The 19,208-nt window shown below is 38.3% G+C and carries 22 protein-coding genes; 4 read left to right on the top strand and 18 right to left on the bottom strand.

Annotated elements, in window-relative coordinates:
• The 11 genes from AKA01nite_RS08375 to AKA01nite_RS08325 form a co-directional block, all read right to left on the bottom strand.
• A partial coding sequence (locus AKA01nite_RS08375) for a nucleotidyltransferase (RefSeq protein WP_186805147.1) occupies positions 1-1,184 on the bottom strand: 1,184 nt, incomplete at its 3' end.
• Between the two features lie 14 nt (positions 1,185-1,198).
• Positions 1,199-1,933, bottom strand: coding sequence for a class I SAM-dependent DNA methyltransferase (locus AKA01nite_RS08370; RefSeq protein WP_246117014.1), 735 nt, complete (start codon positions 1,931-1,933; stop codon positions 1,199-1,201).
• On the bottom strand, positions 1,921-2,280 hold the full coding sequence (gene rsfS / locus AKA01nite_RS08365; protein ID WP_146924870.1) for a ribosome silencing factor: 360 nt from the start codon (positions 2,278-2,280) through the stop codon (positions 1,921-1,923). Before rsfS ends, AKA01nite_RS08370 begins: the two co-directional genes overlap by 13 nt.
• A 10-nt stretch (positions 2,281-2,290) precedes the next feature.
• Positions 2,291-2,893 carry a bis(5'-nucleosyl)-tetraphosphatase (symmetrical) YqeK gene (gene yqeK, locus AKA01nite_RS08360; RefSeq protein ID WP_146924869.1) on the bottom strand — a complete coding sequence of 201 codons (603 nt, stop codon included), beginning with the start codon at positions 2,891-2,893 and terminating at the stop codon, positions 2,291-2,293.
• Positions 2,886-3,524 (bottom strand): nicotinate-nucleotide adenylyltransferase, encoded by a 639-nt coding sequence (locus AKA01nite_RS08355; protein ID WP_281282448.1) that lies wholly within the window; start codon positions 3,522-3,524, stop codon positions 2,886-2,888. The genes yqeK and AKA01nite_RS08355 overlap by 8 nt, the downstream gene beginning before the upstream one ends.
• Before the next feature lie 16 nt (positions 3,525-3,540).
• Complete coding sequence (yhbY, locus tag AKA01nite_RS08350) at positions 3,541-3,861, bottom strand: ribosome assembly RNA-binding protein YhbY (protein ID WP_146924868.1); 321 nt, start codon at positions 3,859-3,861, stop codon at positions 3,541-3,543.
• 27 nt (positions 3,862-3,888) lie between these two features.
• Positions 3,889-5,019, bottom strand: coding sequence for a ribosome biogenesis GTPase YqeH (gene yqeH, locus AKA01nite_RS08345; RefSeq protein WP_146924867.1), 1,131 nt, complete (start codon positions 5,017-5,019; stop codon positions 3,889-3,891).
• Positions 4,997-5,542 carry a YqeG family HAD IIIA-type phosphatase gene (locus AKA01nite_RS08340; protein ID WP_146924866.1) on the bottom strand — a complete coding sequence of 182 codons (546 nt, stop codon included), beginning with the start codon at positions 5,540-5,542 and terminating at the stop codon, positions 4,997-4,999. Before AKA01nite_RS08340 ends, yqeH begins: the two co-directional genes overlap by 23 nt.
• Before the next feature lie 88 nt (positions 5,543-5,630).
• The gene (locus AKA01nite_RS08335; RefSeq protein ID WP_146924865.1) at positions 5,631-5,885 is read right to left on the bottom strand and encodes a YkuJ family protein; all 255 of its coding nucleotides are present in this window, start codon (positions 5,883-5,885) and stop codon (positions 5,631-5,633) included.
• A gap of 221 nt (positions 5,886-6,106) precedes the next feature.
• On the bottom strand, positions 6,107-7,828 hold the full coding sequence (ptsP, locus tag AKA01nite_RS08330; RefSeq protein WP_146924864.1) for a phosphoenolpyruvate--protein phosphotransferase: 1,722 nt from the start codon (positions 7,826-7,828) through the stop codon (positions 6,107-6,109).
• On the bottom strand, positions 7,828-8,094 hold the full coding sequence (locus tag AKA01nite_RS08325; protein WP_146924863.1) for a phosphocarrier protein HPr: 267 nt from the start codon (positions 8,092-8,094) through the stop codon (positions 7,828-7,830). The genes ptsP and AKA01nite_RS08325 overlap by 1 nt, the downstream gene beginning before the upstream one ends.
• 322 nt (positions 8,095-8,416) lie before the next feature.
• Between AKA01nite_RS08325 and AKA01nite_RS08320 the strand changes: the two genes are divergently transcribed.
• Positions 8,417-10,657 carry an ATP-dependent Clp protease ATP-binding subunit gene (locus AKA01nite_RS08320; protein WP_146924862.1) on the top strand — a complete coding sequence of 747 codons (2,241 nt, stop codon included), beginning with the start codon at positions 8,417-8,419 and terminating at the stop codon, positions 10,655-10,657.
• A gap of 111 nt (positions 10,658-10,768) precedes the next feature.
• Here the strand turns inward: AKA01nite_RS08320 and AKA01nite_RS08315 are convergent, their stop codons facing one another.
• Both AKA01nite_RS08315 and AKA01nite_RS08310 read right to left on the bottom strand, forming a co-directional pair.
• Positions 10,769-12,361: a peptide chain release factor 3 gene (locus AKA01nite_RS08315; RefSeq protein ID WP_146924861.1), complete on the bottom strand. Its 1,593-nt coding sequence runs from the start codon at positions 12,359-12,361 to the stop codon at positions 10,769-10,771.
• 11 nt (positions 12,362-12,372) lie between these two features.
• Positions 12,373-13,491: an AI-2E family transporter gene (locus AKA01nite_RS08310; RefSeq protein ID WP_146924860.1), complete on the bottom strand. Its 1,119-nt coding sequence runs from the start codon at positions 13,489-13,491 to the stop codon at positions 12,373-12,375.
• 136 nt (positions 13,492-13,627) lie between these two features.
• On the opposite strand from AKA01nite_RS08310, the gene AKA01nite_RS08305 reads away from it, so the two are divergent.
• Positions 13,628-14,062 (top strand): GNAT family N-acetyltransferase, encoded by a 435-nt coding sequence (locus AKA01nite_RS08305; RefSeq protein ID WP_146924859.1) that lies wholly within the window; start codon positions 13,628-13,630, stop codon positions 14,060-14,062.
• 2 nt (positions 14,063-14,064) lie between these two features.
• Here the strand turns inward: AKA01nite_RS08305 and AKA01nite_RS08300 are convergent, their stop codons facing one another.
• Genes AKA01nite_RS08300 through yjbM form a run of 5 tightly spaced genes read right to left on the bottom strand, consistent with a single transcriptional unit; the run spans position 14,065 to position 17,666 of the window.
• Positions 14,065-14,325, bottom strand: a complete 261-nt coding sequence (locus AKA01nite_RS08300) for a hypothetical protein (RefSeq protein ID WP_146924858.1) — start codon at positions 14,323-14,325, stop codon at positions 14,065-14,067.
• Positions 14,325-15,320 carry a ComEC/Rec2 family competence protein gene (locus AKA01nite_RS08295; protein ID WP_146924857.1) on the bottom strand — a complete coding sequence of 332 codons (996 nt, stop codon included), beginning with the start codon at positions 15,318-15,320 and terminating at the stop codon, positions 14,325-14,327. The genes AKA01nite_RS08300 and AKA01nite_RS08295 overlap by 1 nt, the downstream gene beginning before the upstream one ends.
• A complete protein-coding gene (locus tag AKA01nite_RS08290) occupies positions 15,301-16,218 on the bottom strand; it encodes an RluA family pseudouridine synthase (RefSeq protein WP_146924856.1) in 918 nt (305 codons plus the stop codon). The genes AKA01nite_RS08295 and AKA01nite_RS08290 overlap by 20 nt, the downstream gene beginning before the upstream one ends.
• On the bottom strand, positions 16,208-17,020 hold the full coding sequence (locus AKA01nite_RS08285) for an NAD kinase (protein ID WP_146924855.1): 813 nt from the start codon (positions 17,018-17,020) through the stop codon (positions 16,208-16,210). Before AKA01nite_RS08285 ends, AKA01nite_RS08290 begins: the two co-directional genes overlap by 11 nt.
• Before the next feature lie 25 nt (positions 17,021-17,045).
• Positions 17,046-17,666, bottom strand: coding sequence for a GTP diphosphokinase (gene yjbM / locus AKA01nite_RS08280; RefSeq protein ID WP_146924854.1), 621 nt, complete (start codon positions 17,664-17,666; stop codon positions 17,046-17,048).
• Positions 17,667-17,760: 94 nt separating this feature from the next.
• Between yjbM and AKA01nite_RS08275 the strand changes: the two genes are divergently transcribed.
• Entirely contained in the window at positions 17,761-18,339 is a 579-nt protein-coding gene (locus AKA01nite_RS08275; protein WP_146924853.1) for a CYTH domain-containing protein, read from the top strand.
• A 208-nt stretch (positions 18,340-18,547) separates the two neighbouring features.
• Complete coding sequence (locus AKA01nite_RS08270) at positions 18,548-19,168, top strand: DsbA family protein (protein WP_146924852.1); 621 nt, start codon at positions 18,548-18,550, stop codon at positions 19,166-19,168.
• Positions 19,169-19,208 lie beyond the last annotated feature (40 nt).

Raw genomic sequence — 19,208 nt, 5'->3', positions numbered from 1 at the left:
AAAATTTTTATAGGCTTTCTTCTATAATCTTGGCTTTTTATTCTATGACTATCTGCCAGTTTATAAACATCCCCTACCATGATATCGTAATCGAGCAGGTCATTATTTTTCTGACTGATATTCGTAATCAACGGGACGGTCAATTCCCGCTTTATCTGGCTAAGATATCGCTGACCAATGTTGTTAAATCCAAGCAGACGGACAAATCCAAGCTGTTTGATATTTGCTTTTATTTCTTTTTTTTTCTGATTTAAAAGCATGTAAAAACTTAAGCGCTGGAGTCTTGTCCAAGAAAGCTGTTTTGTCTTTAGGCCAGTCAGAAAACTGGACATGTCATCGGCAGTTTTGATCACTGATTTCACCCTATATTCAAGGCCTTTTTCCATGAGGTAAATACTGCTTAATTCTTCGAGGGATGTTGTCATTACTCTATACTTTAAATAAGGGAAGAAATCATCCCAGTTTACCAGTTTACTTTCCTGTAAACTCCTGTTAGTTTCCTCTGGAAAAGGGAGAGTTTCAGTGTTCTTGCTTTTTCTTGAATCAAAAAGCCATTTTCGTATGGCTGTAGCACTGGCAATAGTTCCAGTCTCTTGTATCTTTTCATCATGATACTGACTGCTTTTTCTTCTCACAGTTTCAATAGCGATCGCTCTATTGCTTTTCACTATTTCTTTGGCGTAGGCAAAACCCAGTATATTGTTCGGCTGGGTCAGATCCAGCTTTATTTCAGGGATGTACTGTTTAAGTAGCTGACTCATATTTTTAGCATAAGTTAATTGATGTTCTTGATGGTCCTTGAACAGCTGGTCTATTTCTTTTTCTTTTGCCTGATAAATATTGGCCGACTCAATAAAATCAGAACCCTCTCCTGATTCGCTTCCAAAACTAAGCACATCTACTCCGAGCTGATCCAGGAGCAGGACCGCTCCTTTTGCAAAGATGTCTGCCGGCTGTACACTATAGATCGCTGGTATTTCAACAACGATGTCTGCCCCATTTCTAAGAGCAGCAGAGGCTCTCTGCCATTTATCGAGAATTGCCGGTTCTCCGCGCTGAAGAAAATTTCCAGACATAGCTACGATCACTACATCTGCATCAGTTTTCTTCCTGGCCTCTTCGATCTGATAGAGATGGCCGTTATGAAAGGGATTATATTCAGCTACAATGCCACAAATCTTCATCGCGTAACTCCTTGTCATTTACTACAGGAAAAAAACCAGCGTTTACTTTCACTTGTTACTTCTTCTGTAAAATCAGCTTTGATTTCTATATCTTTGAACCCGGCCTGTTTGAGTAACTCTTTATAGGTTGCCAAGGGGTAAGTTCTTTCCTCATGCAATTCTTCATATCGGCTATAGCGGCCATCTTTCTCTTTTACAAAAAATGATAACTGATGTTCGACTGAATAAGGCTGTTCTCCTTCAAAGGTGTCCCATAGAAAGACGATGTCATCTGTCTCAGCATGAAAAGAGGTCTTTAAGAACTCGGACACCTGATATGTTGAATGAACGTCAAAAAGAAACAATCCCTCTTTGTCAAGTTTACTGTTCACTTCTTTGAACACAGACAAGAGTTCCCCTTCATTTTTCATGTAACAAAGCGCATCGCTATAGCAAACAACATTAGAGTAAACTGGCAGATCGGTCAAATCTCTCATATCGCCCTGGACCAAGGGAAAAGTCACTCCGGCTTCCAACTGCCTATTGTAGGCAAGACTAAGCATTTCTTCAGATAAATCCAGTCCAGTAACATCATAGCCGGCCTCTTTCATTTTTATGCCTAAGATCCCTGTTCCGCATCCAAGTTCCAGTATGTCTTTATTCTTTCCAATATGCTCACTTGTATACTTCAGCCATTTTTCGTACAGGGTGTCATCCATTAAATCATCGTATACTTTTGCAAACCAGTTATACTCCATTAGTCCAGCCATTCTTGGATGTCAACGTAATCGGCATCGGACCAGAGACGTTCCAGTTTGTACAGCTCACGTTCTTCTCTGTTGAACAGATGCACGACAACATCACCTAAATCAATAAGGATCCATTTGCCTTCATCTTTTCCTTCGATACGTTTAATTTCTCTTTTATTCTTCGCCGCTTCTTCTAAAACATTCTGAGCGATAGCATTTAGCTGCCGCTCGTTATTAGCATCTAAAATAACAAAATAATCAGCCAGCAAAGAGACCTTTTTCATATCTAAAGCAACAATATCATTGGCTTGTTTGCTGTCAGCTGCTTTCACTACCCTCTCAAGTATATTCATTGAATTCTGTGTCATATTTCTCTCCTTAATTATCGGCTACCCAGGCATTGTAAGTCTCAATAGCCTTAGGATAGATTTTCTTTTTTTTCTTGACTAAATATTTTAATGTCTGGTTTGTAATATAAGAAATCGCTTTAATCAAATCTTTATTCGCCAATTCCCTAGCCTTCTCCACTCCGCTGTGAGAGCGCTTAGGTTCAATGTAGTCAGCAATGTAAATAATCTGAGCTACTTCACCCATCATAGGGCCTCCAATAGTGTGTAACTTGATTGCTTCCAAGATCTCTTCATCCAGCAGATCATATTCATTCTTCATAAGCAGAGCACCCAGTGGTCCGTGCCAGATATTACTTCCGAACTGGAGCATCTCCAATTCTAAACTTTCGCTTATGATCAGGTCTCTCATTTCAGCATCTGGTCTTTCTTTTGCGTAATCATGCGTCAAAGCTGCAATACTGACTTTTTCCAAATCCACATTGTACTTATCAGCAAGTTTCAATGCTGTTTGCTCCACTCTCAAGACGTGCTTAAATCGGCTTCGACTCATGGAATCGCGTATCACTGCAATAAGCTCATTTCTACTTAGCCGGATATATTTATTCTGATAGTTCAACTCTATTTTACTCATTTTTGTAAAGTCCTTTACTATTGATATACTCTTCGACTTTTTCAGGGACTAAATATTTTATAGAACAGTGATCAGCCACTTTTTGACGGATAAGGCTGGAGCTGATATCCACATTGGGAACATCGACAGCAATCACAGGATAGTCAGTTTCCATACGATAATGGGGCCGATTTACTGCAACAAACTGTACGATTTCAACTAGATCCTCGATCCTGTACCAGTTTTTCAAGTCCTCTACCATATCTGCACCAATGATAAAATAAAAATCCACCTCAGGAGCTGCCTTTTTAAGTTCAAGAATAGTATCGTAAGTGTAACTTTTTCCTCCACGCTTTAATTCCACTGTTTCTATTTTAAAGTCCTGATTATCTTTGATCGACTCAGACAGCATAGCTAAACGATGGCTTTCTGCAAGTGACTCCTTTTCCTTTTTATGCGGGGGATGTGCATTGGGTATAAAAAGAACTTCTTCGAGATCGAGCTGATCTTTAACTTGTTCTGCTATGATCAAATGGCCTATATGAGGCGGATTGAAAGTACCGCCCAGGATTCCGACTTTTCTTCTAGGAAGGGTCTCTATTAATGCGCTTAAAGCCTCTGGTTCAATAACATTCGCAACTTTATTAACCAACGCCGGTTCTCTCCTTTTATAAATGATTCTTTTTAGGCAAACGAGAGGAATAGCGCTGATATTTTTCTTCGTCAGAAGGTTTATAAAGCACTATTACTCTGCCTATTTTCTGCACGACTGTAATATCTGAGTTTTCTTCAATAAATTCGACGGCTTCAGTAGCTGTCCAGTCAGTATTTTGAAGCAGCTGAACTTTCATTAATTCCTTGTTCTCCAGCGAATCCTGAAACTCCTTTACCATCTCAAGATTCAATCCATTTTTTCCGATTTGAAAAATAGGGTTCAGACCGTTTGCTTCAGATCTCAAAAAGCGTTTTTGCTTGCCTGTTAAATTCATCATGATCCTCTTTTCTGAGTATTTATTTTAAATAAGCTGTTTTCTGATCGTTACGTCTACGCCTAAAGGAGCCCATCCGGCAACTGTTATGTCTATAGCGTCAATTGAAACCCACCCTAATCCGCTGAACACTATATCAGAGGGCTCCTTGATTTTAAATTCATAACGCTTTAGTTCAGGCAGTTCAACAGAAGATTCAGAGTTTGGTGGTGTAAGTAATTTACCGCGTTGCGTCTCATAAAGTTCATCCGCTTTTTCTGTCTTTGTTCGGTGGATATAGAGTTCATTTGACATATAACAGACAAAAGACGTTTTCCCTCTACCCATCAGGTAGTCAAATCGTGCTAATCCACCGAAAAACAACGTTTGGTCCACGTTCAACTGATAATTTTTCGGTTTCACTTCTTTTCTGGGCGTCACGATTTTTAAATCTTCAGCATCTAAATAATGTGACAATTGACTTTTTTGAATGATACCTGGAGTATCTACCAACACCTTATCGTCATCCAGCGGGATTTCTATTTTACCTAAGGTCGTCCCAGGGAAATAGGAAGTCGTTATAGTATTTTCAGTATCGGCCGCTATACTAATGATCTGGTTGATCAAAGTCGATTTCCCTACATTTGTCGTTCCGACGACATACACATCTTTTCCCTGCCGCTCTTTATCCAGCTCTTCCATAAATTTTTCGACAGATTGTTTATTCAAAGCGCTTGTTAAATAAACATTTTGCGGTCTTATACCATAACTGTGGACTTGTTCTGTGACCCACTGACGAACCTTGCCTTCTTGAAGAGATTTAGGAAGTAAGTCACTTTTATTTGCCACGATCAGAATAGGGTTGCTTCCGGCAAATCTTTGTATCCCTAGAATAATACTGCCGCTAAAATCAAATAAGTCTACTACGTTGACTATGAGGGCATTTTCTGCACTTAATTCATGAAGCATATTTAAAAAGTCATCATCATCCAGCTCTATATCCTGGACTTCGTTGTAATGTCTAAGTCGGAAGCACCGTTTACAATAAATGAGTTCTTCTGAAGATTTCTTACCCAACACAGAGGCTGGAAGATAACCTGACTGATGTTCGTCTTCCGACTGCAGCAAAGCCCCACAGCCTATGCATTTTAAATCTTTATTTTTCAATTCGTCTGACATCTATTGTATCTCTCCATTTCATTTCGGGATCTTTCTTAATTAAATAATTCAATATCTTCAGTTCTATAAATCGATTCAACCGTGTATTCCAGGCGTCCGAATCCAATATAGGTTTAACAAGGACCGTTTTTATTCCAGCTTGATTGGCTCCTCTTATATCAGTGATTACTTGATCACCAACCATCAGCCATTCATCTTTGTTAAATGAATACTTTCTTAAAGCTTTTTTAAATCCTATCGTTAATGGCTTTAAAGCACTCGGAATAAAATCCAGATCGAGTATGGTTGCAACTTTTTTAACCCTCTTTCTGGAATTGTTGGAGAGTATAACGACTTTTATATCATTCTGTTTCATCCTTTTAATCCACTCAATGGTTTCTTCTGTGGCCTCGGGATTGTTCCATGCAATGAGGGTGTTGTCCAGATCAGTCAAGACAGCTTTGATGTTTTCATTTTTTAATTGTTCAGGTGTTATTTGATAAATGGATTCAACCATCCAAGTGGGTTTAAAATGATTCAGCATAATTTCGCTCCTAACACGAGTCATTTGATAAACAATAGTTTTTTCTAAAAAAAAGAAAGTACACAAAGCACTCTCTTTTGTGCACTTCTTACTTTTCCGTGGTTGTTGGTGCGGGCTGAATAATTTCGAGTATTTCTACAGCTACATAATCGATATTATCAAATTCATAAGTCTGATCATGTTTTCTTTCTTCTAATTCAAACATGTTGGATTTAGAATCATAGCGCACAATACATTTCTCTTCGCCATTTCGCTCGAAACGTCTTACTTGCATTTCTCCTGTCTGATCTTCACGCATCGCTTCAAGTCTTCTAATAATAGGTATAAGTTGGGATGGTTCCATTTTTCCCCTTCCTCTCTTTTGGTCTCTTCACCTCTATATTTTAACAGATTTAAATCGAAATTACACCTTATGTGCTGTGATTTAACCGTTTGAGAGTGTTATTTGGTTTTCCATCCATAAGTTGTCCTAATTTTAATTTTCTTTCAAAAAAATGAGGTGAACTAGTCTATTGATTAAAAAAAGCTGAATTCCAAATGCGGAATTCAGCTTTTATATATCTATTATTTTACATATTGATTAACTAAATCAATAACCTCATCCACTGTAGTGCATTCATTTACAGCTTTGTCTGATAATTCCTTCATTTTCTTGGAATCCAGTTTCTTGAGTAGACTTCTTGTTTTCAGGATGCTTGTTGCACTCATAGAAAATTCGTCTAGTCCAAGACCTAAGAGTAAAGGTACAGCAGTTTGATCTCCAGCCATTTCTCCGCACATTCCAGCCCATTTGCCTTCTTTATGAGCAGAATCAATGACATGTTTTACAAGTCTTAAAATCGATGGATTATACGGCTGATACAAGTATGAGACACGTTCATTCATTCTGTCAGCTGCCATTGAATACTGGATCAAGTCATTCGTTCCAATACTGAAGAAATCAACTTCTTTAGCAAATTGATCCGCCAGTACAGCTGCTGCTGGAATTTCAACCATTATTCCGACCTCAATGTCATCTGATACTTTGACGCCTTTTTTGATCAACAATGCTTTTTCTTCTTCCAGTATGGCTTTAGCTTCTCTAAATTCCTGCACTGTTGCAATCATTGGGAACATAATACGCAATGTTCCATGAACAGATGCGCGCAGCAATGCTCTCAACTGTGTTCTGAAAATATTATCGCGGTCTAAACTGATTCTTATAGCCCGATATCCAAGGAACGGATTCATCTCGTCGGGTAATTCCAGATATGGAAGTTCTTTATCTCCACCGATGTCCATCGTTCTGACAACGACCGGTTTGTTTTCCATACCTTCTAAAACTTTTTTATACGCTTCGAATTGATCGTCTTCTGTTGGAAGTTCAGAAGAATCCATGTATAAGAATTCAGTACGATATAGACCAATGGCTTCTGCACCGTTATCTTTGACACCAACCAAGTCTTTTGGCGTTCCGATATTTGCACCGATTTCAACATGTTTTCCGTCTTTTGTTACGCTTGGTTCATTTAAGAGCTGTTCCCACTCCAACTTCAACTCGTCGTATTCTTTTGCCTGCTTATTGAAAGAAGTTATTTCTTCCTCGGTAGGATCGATGTAAACTTCTCCATTGATACCATCAACGATGAGTTCATCATTTTCTTTGACACGCTCAGTTATATCCTTCGTTCCAACGATTGCAGGGATCTCAAGGGATCTAGCCATAATCGCGGAATGAGACGTGCGTCCTCCAATATTCGTTACAAAAGCTTTAACATACTTCTTATTCAATTGTGCAGTATCGCTGGGAGTCAAATCTTCCGCAATAATGATCACTTCTTCATCGATCGTTGCTGGTGAAGGTAGTGTGACATTTAAAAGATTTGCAATAACGCGCTTTCTCACATCACGGATATCCGCTGCTCGTTCCTGCATGTACGCATTATCTTCCATTCCTTCAAACAAAGTAATAAACGTATCAGTCACTTGTTTAAAAGCATATTCTGCATTGACTTCTTCACTGTCGATAACAGATTTAGTCTGATCCATTAAATCAGGATCGGAAAGCACCATGATATGGGCATCAAATACTTGTGCTTCTTCTTCGCCTAGAGATTCTTTTGCCACTGATTTTATCTTTGTCAATTGCTCTTTCGCTTTATCAGTTGCATCCTTGAGGCGCTGCATTTCAGCTTCTGTATCAGATGCTTTGTTTTTTTCGACTGTCAAATCTGGTTCAACGAGTAAGTAAGCTTTTGCATGAGCAATTCCGTCACTAGCTGCTATCCCAGTTAATTTTGTAGTCATTATTCGGATATTCCCTCATTTTTGATCGTTTCGTCGATTCCTTTGATTGCTTCTGCTTCATCAGCACCTTCGGCTGTGATCGAAACTTCAGCACCTTTACCAACGCCTAGGGACATAACACCCATGATTGATTTCAAGTTGACAGATTTACCTTTGTATTCCAAGGTGATGTCTGAATTGAACTTGCTTGCTTGCTGTACCAATAAAGTTGCAGGTCTAGCGTGAATACCAGTATCTGCTGTGATTGTATACTCTCTTTTTTCCATTTTAACTACTCCTTTAAAAAAGTTATTATGAAAAGAACACCACGCCAGCATAAAGTGATTTTATCTGTAGAAACCACTAAACCAACGTACTATTCTTTCTTCTTATACAGATTACCATTTTTCCTTAACACCTACAACTAAAATTTCATAACTCATGTAACAAATACTTGAAAATAATATTTTAGCACTGTATAATGAGTTTATTAAAGGTCAGTATTGGTCAAACTCCAAAAAAACTATTCAACCCATAATAACTGACCTTTAAACTAATATTCAGTATAATGTAATCAGTACAGATTTTATAGAAAGGATGCTTTTAATCATGATATGCCAACGTTGTATGGAACGACCCGCAACTATTCACTTAACTACGAGTGTGAATGGTCAAAAACGTGAAATAGACCTCTGTCAAAGGTGCTACCGCGAGATCAAACAGCAGGAACAGCAAAGACGTATGAGTCAGAATAATCGTCAAGATCCATTTGGTTTCAATCAATTTGATGACTTGTTCCGTGCTTTGTCTCAAAATCAGAATCCAAATGCCCAAAGACCTCAACCAACACAGCAATTTTCAGGTAACGGACAAGAACCACCTAAAAACGGTGGTAGAGGTGGATTACTTGGTGAGTATGGCGTTGATTTAACGCAAATGGCCAGAGATGGAAAAATAGATCCTGTAATTGGACGTGATAAAGAAATTGAACGTGTTATTGAAATCCTTAATAGGCGTACTAAAAACAATCCTGTACTCACCGGGGAAGCCGGAGTTGGAAAAACGGCTATCGTTGAAGGTTTAGCTATGAAAATCATCAATGATGACGTTCCACATAAACTTCTAAACAAAGAAGTTATTCGTTTAGATGTTGCTTCTCTGGTTCAGGGTACAGGCATTAGAGGTCAATTCGAAGAACGTATGCAGCAGTTGATGAATGAACTTAAAGAAAATGAAGATATTATTCTTTTTATTGACGAAGTTCATGAAATCGTTGGAGCCGGATCGACCGAAGGCAGCAGTATGGATGCCGGTAATATTCTAAAACCCGCACTAGCTCGAGGTGAACTCCAGATGGTCGGAGCTACAACCTTGAATGAATACAGAAAAATTGAAAAAGACCCTGCTCTTGAGCGTCGTTTGCAGCCTGTCAGAGTAGAGGAACCGACAATCGAAGAGACCCTGACGATATTAAAAGGTATCCAAAAGCAGTATGAAGATTATCATCATGTGAAGTATTCCGACAAAGCGATTAAAAGTGCCGTTACTCTGTCACATCGTTATATCCAGGATCGCTTTCTTCCAGATAAGGCTATCGATCTTCTCGATGAATCAGGTTCCAAGAAAAATCTGACCATCCAGTCTGTTGATCCTAAAACAATTCAGGAAAAAATAGATGAAGCGGAACAGCAGAAACAACTGTCCTTGGAAAAAGAGGATTACGAGCGAGCAGCTTTTTACCGTGATCAAGTTACTAAGTATAACGAAATGATCGAACAGCAGTCTGATGATTCTGATCAGCCTGAGGTGACAGAACAGGATATCATTAATATAATTGAAATCAAAACAGGTATTCCTGTAGGAGAATTAAAAGAAAAAGAACAAGAGCAGTTAAAAGATTTAGATAAATCACTCAAACAGCACGTGATCGGCCAGGACGAGGCTGTAGATAAGGTTGCTAAAGCAATACGCCGCAATCGAATCGGTTTGAGACAAAAAAATCGTCCGATTGGATCATTTATGTTTGTAGGACCTACAGGCGTCGGGAAAACAGAACTGGCGAAAACCTTGGCCCTTGAATTATTTGGAAGCAAAGAAGCCTATGTCAGACTTGATATGAGTGAATATATGGAAAAACACAGCACATCCAAACTGATTGGATCCCCTCCTGGTTATGTGGGTTATGACGAAGCGGGACAGCTAACTGAGAAAGTCAGACGTAATCCTTACAGTCTGATTTTAGTGGATGAAGTAGAAAAAGCTCATCCGGATGTCCTTCACATGTTCCTCCAGATTTTAGATGATGGACGGTTGACTGATGCTCAGGGAAGAACTGTCAACTTCAAAGAAACGATCATAATCATGACCAGTAACGCTGGAACTATGAACGTTGAGTCGAGTGTCGGTTTTGGAGCTCAGATGAGTGGCGAGCAGCACTCGATAAAAAATCGTCTTCAAGACTATTTCAGACCTGAGCTATTGAACCGCTTTGATGGTATTGTTGAATTCAAACCTCTTTCCAAAGAAGATCTTATGGTAATCGTTGAATTGATGCTTGAAGATGTAAACGAAGCACTGACTCAACACGATATAACCGTCGAGGTCGACCAATCTGCAAAAGAAAAACTCGTTGATCTTGGTTATGATCCTAAGATGGGCGCACGTCCTTTAAGACGTGTCATCGAAGAACAAATTGAGGATAAAATCGCAGAATTCTATATCAACCACCCAGAGCCCGGCAAAATATCGGCTACGGTGGAAAATGATAAAATCGTCATCACTCAAAAATCAGAATCAGAATCAGAATCACAATCATCTGCCAGCAGTGACGACCAGTCAGAAAACAAATAATTTTAGAATCTGAATAATACTGTCAGGTTCAAGTCTATGCTAGTTATAAAAAAGCCCAGTCTCCTTCATGTTTAGTCTTACTAACATGAAGATCGACTGGGTTTTTTAATGTTATAGCAGTGATGTCAGTTCAACCTCTGGATATTTATCACTGAACCATCTCATGGCAAACTTGTTTTCAAATAAGAATAGAGGATGATCGAAACGATCTCTTACAAGCATATTACGGCTGGAACCCATATTTTCATCTAATTGTTCAGGGTCTATCCACCGGGCAATACGGCTGCCGATCGATGTCATGATAACATCTGAATTGTATTCATTACGCATACGGTGTTCAAACACTTCAAATTGAAGTTGGCCGACGGCGCCAATAATATATGTTTCTGTGTGATAAGCTTTGTAAAGCTGAATCGCACCTTCCTGGACAAGTTGATTGATGCCTTTATGAAAAGATTTTTGTTTCATTACATTTTTTGGTTCCACTTTCATAAATAATTCAGGAGTAAATTGTGGCAATTCCTGAAATTCAATTTCATCTTTTCCTTCATACAAGGTATCTCCTATCTGGAAATTGCCCGTATCGTAGAGCCCAATAATATCGCCTGCAACCGCATCTGTGACTGTTTCTCTACTTTCAGCCATAAACTGAGTGGAATTTGACAGTCTTATTTTTTTATCGGTGCGTGACAAGGTAACATCCATTCCTTTTTGGAACTTACCTGAACAGATTCTTAAAAAAGCAATACGGTCCCGATGCCTTGGATCCATGTTGGCTTGTATTTTAAAGACAAACCCCGAAAACCTTGTTTCATCTGGTTCTACTATCTCATTCGTTCTTGTTTCATGAGTCGAAGGTTCAGGCGCATACTTTAAGAATGTTTCCAAGAACGTCTGAACTCCAAAATTTGTCAAAGCGGAGCCAAAAAACACTGGACTCAATTCACCTGATGCTATAGCTTCAGGTGAAAATTCATTACCCGCTTCTTTCAATAATAATGCTTCCTCGAGTACCTGATCGTAAAGTGACTCACTTTTCATTTTATGATCCCCCTCGATCTCCCCTTGTGAGTTTAAAGGAATGAAACGTTCACCGTTACTTGTTTCTTCAGGTCTGAATGCCTCGATGCGGTTATGATAAATATCATATAGGCCTAAAAGTGTCTTTCCAGAACCAATTGGCCAGTTCATCGGGTAAGCATCTATTTCCAGAACTTCCTCCAGCTCCTCTATCAGTTCGAGTGGTTCTCTTCCGTCTCTATCCAATTTATTCATAAACGTAAATATAGGAATACCCCGCATGCGACAAACTTTAAATAGCTTTTTCGTTTGTTCCTCGATTCCCTTTGCACTATCTACAACCATGACAGCCGCATCTACGGCCATCAGTGTACGGTAAGTGTCCTCAGAGAAATCTTCGTGTCCTGGTGTGTCCAATATGTTGATGCGTTTGTTCTGATACTCAAACTGCATGACTGAGCTCGTTACCGATATTCCTCTTTGTTTTTCGATCTCCATCCAGTCTGACTTGGCAAATTTACCTGACTTTTTAGCCTTTACAGTTCCGGCCTGACGAATAGCTCCTCCAAAAAGAAGCAGCTGTTCTGTAATTGTTGTTTTACCTGCATCCGGATGAGAGATAATGGCAAATGTTCGTCTTTTTTCAACGCTTTCGCTTAATTCATTCTTTTTATTTTCAGTCAATATAAACGTCCTTACTCTTTGAAATTATTTTTTTCAATGGGATATTTGATCAGTTTCTGCTCGCGATATATTTTGAAAAGATATGTTCCGATCGTTTTTAAGATTGCAAATACTGGTACACCTATGAGCATCCCGACCAATCCGGCTATATTGGCAGAAGCGAGCAGAACCAGTATAACAGTTAAAGGATGGATAGCTAAGGATTTTCCCACTAAAAGCGGCGTCAGAAAATTACTGTCGAGCTGCTGTGCGATCAGAACAAATACAGCTGCTAGAACAGCTAACGCTGGCGATTCGATCAGTCCAACAACGATAGCAGGAGCTGCACCGATGAAAGGACCAACATAGGGAATGAAATTGGTAATAGCCGCAAAGAAAGACAGTAAAAAAGCTGATGGCAGGTTTATGATGGAATACATGATAAACAGTAGGATACCCACGATCAAAGAAGCCATCCCCTTGCCACTGATGTAACTTGAAATCGTTACATTTGTTTGAAGAATCATTTCTTTTATATTCTGTTTATATTTTGTCGGCGTCTTTTCTACGACTAATGGCAAAAATCTGTGGCCATCATACAGCATATAAAAAAGGATAACTGGTACAGTTATGAAAAGAAAAGCCACATCAGTGAATGCCTGTATAACACTTCCTAAACCCGAAGCAACTCCCGACAAGAACCGTGCCCCTGTATTTCTTAGCCACTCTTCAAGATTTACTAAAGCGAGTTCAATATCCACCTGTTGCATCCAGGGTTCTTCAGCCAGTTTACTTGCATACTTTTCTAATTCTCTAATCAGTACTGGAATACCGGAAATCAGATTGGACGTCTGTTCGATCAGCATAGGTATACCTAAAAGAATTGAGATAGCAACAAATCCAATCAACAATAACATGACAATAGCTATTCCGATAATTCTCTTTACTTTAAATCGTTCAAGTAATTTAACTATGGGATTAAGTAGATAATACAAGAACCCTGCTATGAGCAGTGGCATAAACAGGGCAGTGAGAATTCCTACCAAAGGATTTAATATGAAATCAATACGTTGAAGCACGTAGATGAGTATGGCAACGGCCAATAACCATATCGTCCAGAACATCAATTTAGAGTCTTTCCAATTAATCATTTTATCCCCCTATTATTTATTTCTTTTTCATTATAAGTGACTTGCTCTTTTATTTAAAGAGTAAGTTCGTTGTTACATTGACGTTAGTGACAAATATTGCTATAGTAAGAAATAATTTAAAAAAAAGAGGGATACTATGATTTTTAAAACAACCACAGATACATCATCTGACATTTACAAAGACTCGATAGCGATACGAGCTGAGGTTTTTATAGAAGAACAGAATGTCGATCCTGCTCTGGAAATAGATGAGTTGGAAGCAGAAGCACTGCATATTGTGGGATACATGAATACCACTCCCGTATGTACAGCACGATTGCTTCAAAAATCTCCTGGAACCGTTAAAATCCAACGCGTTGCCGTTCTTTCTGCTTACCGAGAAAAAGGCATTGGAAGTGAGCTTTTAAAGTACATCAGTGATATCGCTTTGAAGCAGCTGGATGCTTCGTCTCTCATTCTCGATTCACAGGATCACGCTATTCCTTTTTATGAAAAAGAAGGGTACAGCGTTTATGGCGGTGGCTTTTTAGATGCGGGGATCCCCCACCATTCTATGAAGAAATCAATTTGATCTCAGTATTTCTCTGACTTGTTTTTGTTGGATCTATCAAGAAGTTTCTGTCTTTTTATATAATTGGACTGCAATCTTCTTTTTTTTTCTTTATCAACTTTTTTCAAATAAACACTTGACTCCGTTCTCTTTTCCACAAAAAATACGTCGCCTATCTCATAAGGCTCAGGAATTTTTTCGATCGATAGATATACCGCTTCATCTTTTGAATCGGGCACAAAACGCGCTATGTTATCGTTTATCTCCTCCAGAACAGCGTACATCAGTTTTCCTCCTCAGTAAGTATTTCAAGTTGATTATTCTGCCTTATATTAATTTGAATGGTTCCATGTCTGTCCGTGCCATACAAGGCAACGGATCGGTCTGTTACTTTTTTTATCGTCTCAATGTGAGGATGCCCATAGTGATTTTCTACTCCCGCTTGATAGACAGCGACTTCAGGCGCTACCGTTTCTAGCCATTCTTCGCTTGTACTGGTGTTGGATCCATGGTGACCTAGAATCATAATATCTGACTGAAGCTTGTTGTTATACTCTTCAATGAGACGACCTTCGACCTGACTACTTATATCTCCCGATTGAATCAGTGCAGTTTCACCTACCGATAGCCGTGTAACGAGCGATGCATCATTCTGTGTAGCGTTTTTCACCTCTAACGAGGGGTTGTAAACTTCGATTGAAACATCTCCAATATCCAGTTTTTCTCCAGCTTTAGGTTCTTTATAGTCAACATCCGTCTCAAGCATTGCATCCAATACTTCACTGTACGTCTGGGTTGTATGATCCATACCGTTCATCCATACTTCTTTGACTTGAAAATAGTCCAAAACCGCATCTCCATTACCAATATGGTCTGCATCGTTATGAGTAAAAATAAGCAGGTCGATTTTCCCGCCGATACCAATCTCATCATTCAGATAATTAATTATCTTGGTTTTATCAGCATCGTATCTCCCAGTATCGATAAGAATAGTCGTACCGTCTTTTGCTTGGAGCAAAGTAGAAGCTCCTTGTCCCATATCAAAAAAATGCATCTCAGCAATATTCTCGTCTATATCTTTTTTATTGAAAGGCAGCTCAAGTGACTGAATGTATTTATAGATCTCACTTGCAGAACTTTCTATCCAATTTGCTGATACATTACTTCTTTCTGCCCACATCCCCAATAAAAAAGCAACACCCACAAATAGTGTTGTCAACAAAACAGAATAGATTTTCCCTTTCATTGTTCTTTTCTTTCTATACTTTTTTTTCGTCATTTTTATTCTCCAATTGATTAGATAGTGTCATGATATCATCTGGCAGCGGTGCGCTTATTGTTAGCTTTTTCTCTGTGAAGGGATGGATAAAACAAACTTTTGAACAATGAAGGGCCTGTCTTTTGATTCGGTATTCGTTTGGACTTGGGTTGTACAAATCATCACCTATCAATCCATGGCCGATGTAAGAAAAATGCACCCTTATTTGATGAGTACGACCTGTATGCAGCTGGATTTTCACTTGACTTGCCTGGTCATATGTTTTCATCACTCTGTATTCTGTCACTGAAGGTTTTCCAGTACTTAGAACTTCTCTTTTAATGATAGATCCTGGCATACGATCGATGGGTCTGTCTATGATATCCCACTGTTTCTCAGGTCGTCCCACTATAAAGGCCGTGTATTCTTTATACAACTGTTTTTCTTTAAGCAGCCGGTCCAAGTAGGAATGAGCAAGGGTGTGTTTAGCAAAAATCATAACCCCAGAGGTGTCTTTATCTAAGCGTGTAACGATATGAACCGTTTTGTTTTTATAATTCTGTTTCGCACTATAGCCTTTCACCCGATTGGCCATTGTATGGTTTTTATAAAGAGAGGAAGGAACGGATGCTACACTGCTGGGTTTATTTACTATAAGAAAATGTGGATCTTCATATAATATAACCAACTCTTTGTCTGACTGCTCTAAATTACTGCTCCCTGTTTCAACTGGTAGAAAAAGCGATACCCTATCCCCTTTTGACAAATATCTTCTGACACGACTTAATTCACCGTTTACTTCCAGATATCCTCCCTGAAATTTAACTTTAGCTAGCAGACGCTTGGATATATGCTTCTTTTTCAAGAATGACTTCAAAGTCAAAGGCGTCCCCGTAGCAACTTTCCACTCAATCTTCATGGCGTGCTTTCGCTCCTAAAAAGGCGTCTTCCACTCGATCCCAAAAATGAGTATGCTGATATTGAGCGAATCGTATACGTTCTTTAGCAATTTGGAATTTTATGTAATCGACATCCTTCTCAGATGAAGCCAATTGATCTATGGTCAAAGTAAAAGAAGCCGTATCGATGGGTTTGATTTTTATCCATTCGTCAGGTGCTATAACCATTGGTGAACTTAGCGTTCGAAATATCCGATTATTGAGCGAAGCAATCTCAGTCAACTGTAAGGCTTCCAATCTTGGATGCAGCACCGCACCACCGATTGATTTGTTATAGCCTGTTGAACCCGTAGGCGTTGAAATGCATAAGCCATCTCCTCTGAAACGTTCGAAATACTCTTCTTTGATATACACGTCTCCCACAAGTGTACCGTCAGTAATTTTCACGATAGATTCATTCAATGCTAAAAAATGCTTAGGTTTCTGCTGCTTTTTATACATGATTTCAACGTCTAATAAAGGATACTGTATATATTCTCCATTATCATTTTTCAGGCTATCCACTAGCTCTAAAAGATTATATTGCCTCCAGTCAGTGTAAAAACCCAAGTGACCAGTATGCACACCAATAAAACGAACCTCATCTAATAAATGAGCATATCTGTGAAAAGCGGACAACAGCGTTCCATCTCCACCTACAGATATAATAATATCAGGCTGATTGTTGGTTATTTTTATATCTGTTTCTGCTAGCAATTTTTCGAGCTTTCCTGCAACATTCAGCGATTCTTGTGTATTATTTTTTACAATTGCTATTTTCATAATTATTTCCTTTCACGTTTGACGATCATTTTTCTCTGTAGCGAAAGCTTTTCTGAATTTCTTTTATTTCTTCTCTGATCGTAGACATTTCTTCGTCCAATTGAAAAGCAGATTCGGCTGCCTTTTGTAATCGTGCATTTATTTCTTCGGGAAACTCTCCCTGGTATTTATAATTGAGAGAGTGTTCTATGGATGCCCAAAAATTCATAGCTAATGTCCTGATTTGAATTTCTACCAACACCACTTTTACTTGATCGATTAATTGAACGGGATATTCGCATATCAGGTGGTAAGACCGGTAGCCGCTATCTTTTTTATTTGTGACGTAATCTTTTTCATAAATAACCGTTAGATCATTACGCTTTTTCAGTATGGATACAACCTCATGAATGTCTTCTACAAAAGGACACATAATTCTCACTCCGGCTAGGTCTTCCATATCGACTTCCAATTTATCTATCGAGATATCTCTTGTCTTTGACTTCAAAATAATACTATTGATCGGTTTGACTCTGCCTGTAACAAATTCAATAGGCCCGTGCTCTTTTTTTAACTGATACATGTCTCGCAGACCTCGAAGTTTCACTTTCAATTCGTCAACAGTCTGTTTGTAAGGAAGCAGGAAAAGTTCCCAATCTCTATTCATATCCTAAACCTTCTTTACTTTTATTTAATCCATATTATTGGTACCATTGTAACATATTTTTAAATAATACCGTAACGAAGGGAATGAAAACTATATGAAGCAAGAAGTAGAAATAGAATTTAAAAACCTGCTAACAGAGAAAGAATTTAATAGACTTAAATCTATTTATTTTTCTCATTCCCCCCTCCCTTTTACACAAGACAACTATTATTTTGATACAAAAGACAACATATTAAGATCAGCATCCTGTGCACTGCGTATCCGAATAAAAAACGAGTCAGCTGAAATGACGCTTAAAACACCTTTTCAAGGTCATCATACGGAAACTAACCTGGATTTGACTTTAGAGCAAGCCAATAACCTCATTGAGAAGGGGCACTTTTCTGTCCCAGAAGATATTTTCAATGTTCTGAAAGAAGAAGGTGTTTTGATCACCAGTGACGTTTTTAAAATAGCGCATCTTAAAACAGAACGTCTTGAACTGGAAAAGCCTCACTCACTGATTGTTCTTGATAAGAGTTTCTACTCAGATAAGGTGGATTTTGAATTAGAAGTAGAAGCTGATTCTAAATCCAGAGGGGAAAAATTATTCAACTCTATTCTAAAAGAACATGATATTACAAGAAAAGCAACTGAAACCAAAATAGCACGGGCGTACAAAGCTATCCATTAAAGGATTATTTCCTGCTAAGAGTTGTGACAATTCCGTCACAATAGTCTACTTTTTTTATCTCTAATTAAGCAGAACATTACAATTTAATTTATATATTTGTTAATCTATATAATGTAAACAATACTTTTATTGAAGTTGTATGAAATACACGGTCAGAGAATATAATTATTATGACTGAACAAAATATAAATTAGGTGTGTGCTTAAAAATGTTTTTAAATAATATCATTGAGATTTTTCTTTTTGTAAATCCACTAGGTACAAAATGTTATGAAACCGAAAAAGCAATTGAATCTTTTTCTAATGAACGTGACGAAAAAGTGAAAGTACGTTTTATTCCTCTGCTGAATTTCCATACGGTAGGAAACATTATGAAAGAAAGAGAAGTTCAGACACTATCAAATCGCAATACATTATACACGGATTCGTTCAATGCCAGCTTGGCTTTTCAGGCTGCCTCGATGCAAGGCAAGAAAAAAGGAAGAAAATTTCTGATGCTGCTTCAGGATAAAGTCATAAACGAAGGCAAAGAAGTGACGCGGGAATTATTTACTCAAATAGCTAAATCAATAAAACTGGATATAGAAATGTTCGAGGAAGACATCGAGTCTGACTTTACTAAAACAATCTTTTTAAAAGATCAGAAATTAGCTCAGGAAATGGATATTCAACATGCCCCATCATGTGTTTTATATCCCGGTGGCAGTAACGAACACGGTTACTTAATGGATACCACTATAACAAAACAATTGCTTCATGGCTTCTCTGATGAAAAAATCGATTTTGAAAAATCGTCTCATAAACATTTATCGCTTATACAGATGATTTAAACTTAAAAAAATAAATAAAAAGCAGCCATCTCTCCATGAT

Source organism: Alkalibacterium kapii (assembly GCF_007988865.1).
In the GTDB taxonomy this organism is placed as follows: domain Bacteria; phylum Bacillota; class Bacilli; order Lactobacillales; family Carnobacteriaceae_A; genus Alkalibacterium; species Alkalibacterium kapii.
This window is presented reverse-complemented; position numbering and strand designations above follow the sequence as displayed.

Excerpts from the sequence above, each read along its gene's own strand:
- AKA01nite_RS08370 (WP_246117014.1), bottom strand. The coding sequence starts at position 1,933 with ATGGCTGGACTAATGGAGTATAACTGGTTTGCAAAAGTATACGATGAT.
- rsfS (WP_146924870.1), bottom strand. The coding sequence starts at position 2,280 with ATGACACAGAATTCAATGAATATACTTGAGAGGGTAGTGAAAGCAGCT.
- yqeK (WP_146924869.1), bottom strand. The coding sequence starts at position 2,893 with ATGAGTAAAATAGAGTTGAACTATCAGAATAAATATATCCGGCTAAGT.
- yhbY (WP_146924868.1), bottom strand. The coding sequence starts at position 3,861 with ATGAATTTAACAGGCAAGCAAAAACGCTTTTTGAGATCTGAAGCAAAC.
- yqeH (WP_146924867.1), bottom strand. The coding sequence starts at position 5,019 with ATGTCAGACGAATTGAAAAATAAAGATTTAAAATGCATAGGCTGTGGG.
- AKA01nite_RS08340 (WP_146924866.1), bottom strand. The coding sequence starts at position 5,542 with ATGCTGAATCATTTTAAACCCACTTGGATGGTTGAATCCATTTATCAA.
- AKA01nite_RS08335 (WP_146924865.1), bottom strand. The coding sequence starts at position 5,885 with ATGGAACCATCCCAACTTATACCTATTATTAGAAGACTTGAAGCGATG.
- ptsP (WP_146924864.1), bottom strand. The coding sequence starts at position 7,828 with ATGACTACAAAATTAACTGGGATAGCAGCTAGTGACGGAATTGCTCAT.
- AKA01nite_RS08325 (WP_146924863.1), bottom strand. The coding sequence starts at position 8,094 with ATGGAAAAAAGAGAGTATACAATCACAGCAGATACTGGTATTCACGCT.
- AKA01nite_RS08320 (WP_146924862.1), top strand. The coding sequence starts at position 8,417 with ATGATATGCCAACGTTGTATGGAACGACCCGCAACTATTCACTTAACT.
- AKA01nite_RS08310 (WP_146924860.1), bottom strand. The coding sequence starts at position 13,491 with ATGATTAATTGGAAAGACTCTAAATTGATGTTCTGGACGATATGGTTA.
- AKA01nite_RS08305 (WP_146924859.1), top strand. The coding sequence starts at position 13,628 with ATGATTTTTAAAACAACCACAGATACATCATCTGACATTTACAAAGAC.
- AKA01nite_RS08300 (WP_146924858.1), bottom strand. The coding sequence starts at position 14,325 with ATGTACGCTGTTCTGGAGGAGATAAACGATAACATAGCGCGTTTTGTG.
- AKA01nite_RS08295 (WP_146924857.1), bottom strand. The coding sequence starts at position 15,320 with ATGACGAAAAAAAAGTATAGAAAGAAAAGAACAATGAAAGGGAAAATC.
- AKA01nite_RS08290 (WP_146924856.1), bottom strand. The coding sequence starts at position 16,218 with ATGAAGATTGAGTGGAAAGTTGCTACGGGGACGCCTTTGACTTTGAAG.
- AKA01nite_RS08285 (WP_146924855.1), bottom strand. The coding sequence starts at position 17,020 with ATGAAAATAGCAATTGTAAAAAATAATACACAAGAATCGCTGAATGTT.
- yjbM (WP_146924854.1), bottom strand. The coding sequence starts at position 17,666 with ATGAATAGAGATTGGGAACTTTTCCTGCTTCCTTACAAACAGACTGTT.
- AKA01nite_RS08275 (WP_146924853.1), top strand. The coding sequence starts at position 17,761 with ATGAAGCAAGAAGTAGAAATAGAATTTAAAAACCTGCTAACAGAGAAA.
- AKA01nite_RS08270 (WP_146924852.1), top strand. The coding sequence starts at position 18,548 with ATGTTTTTAAATAATATCATTGAGATTTTTCTTTTTGTAAATCCACTA.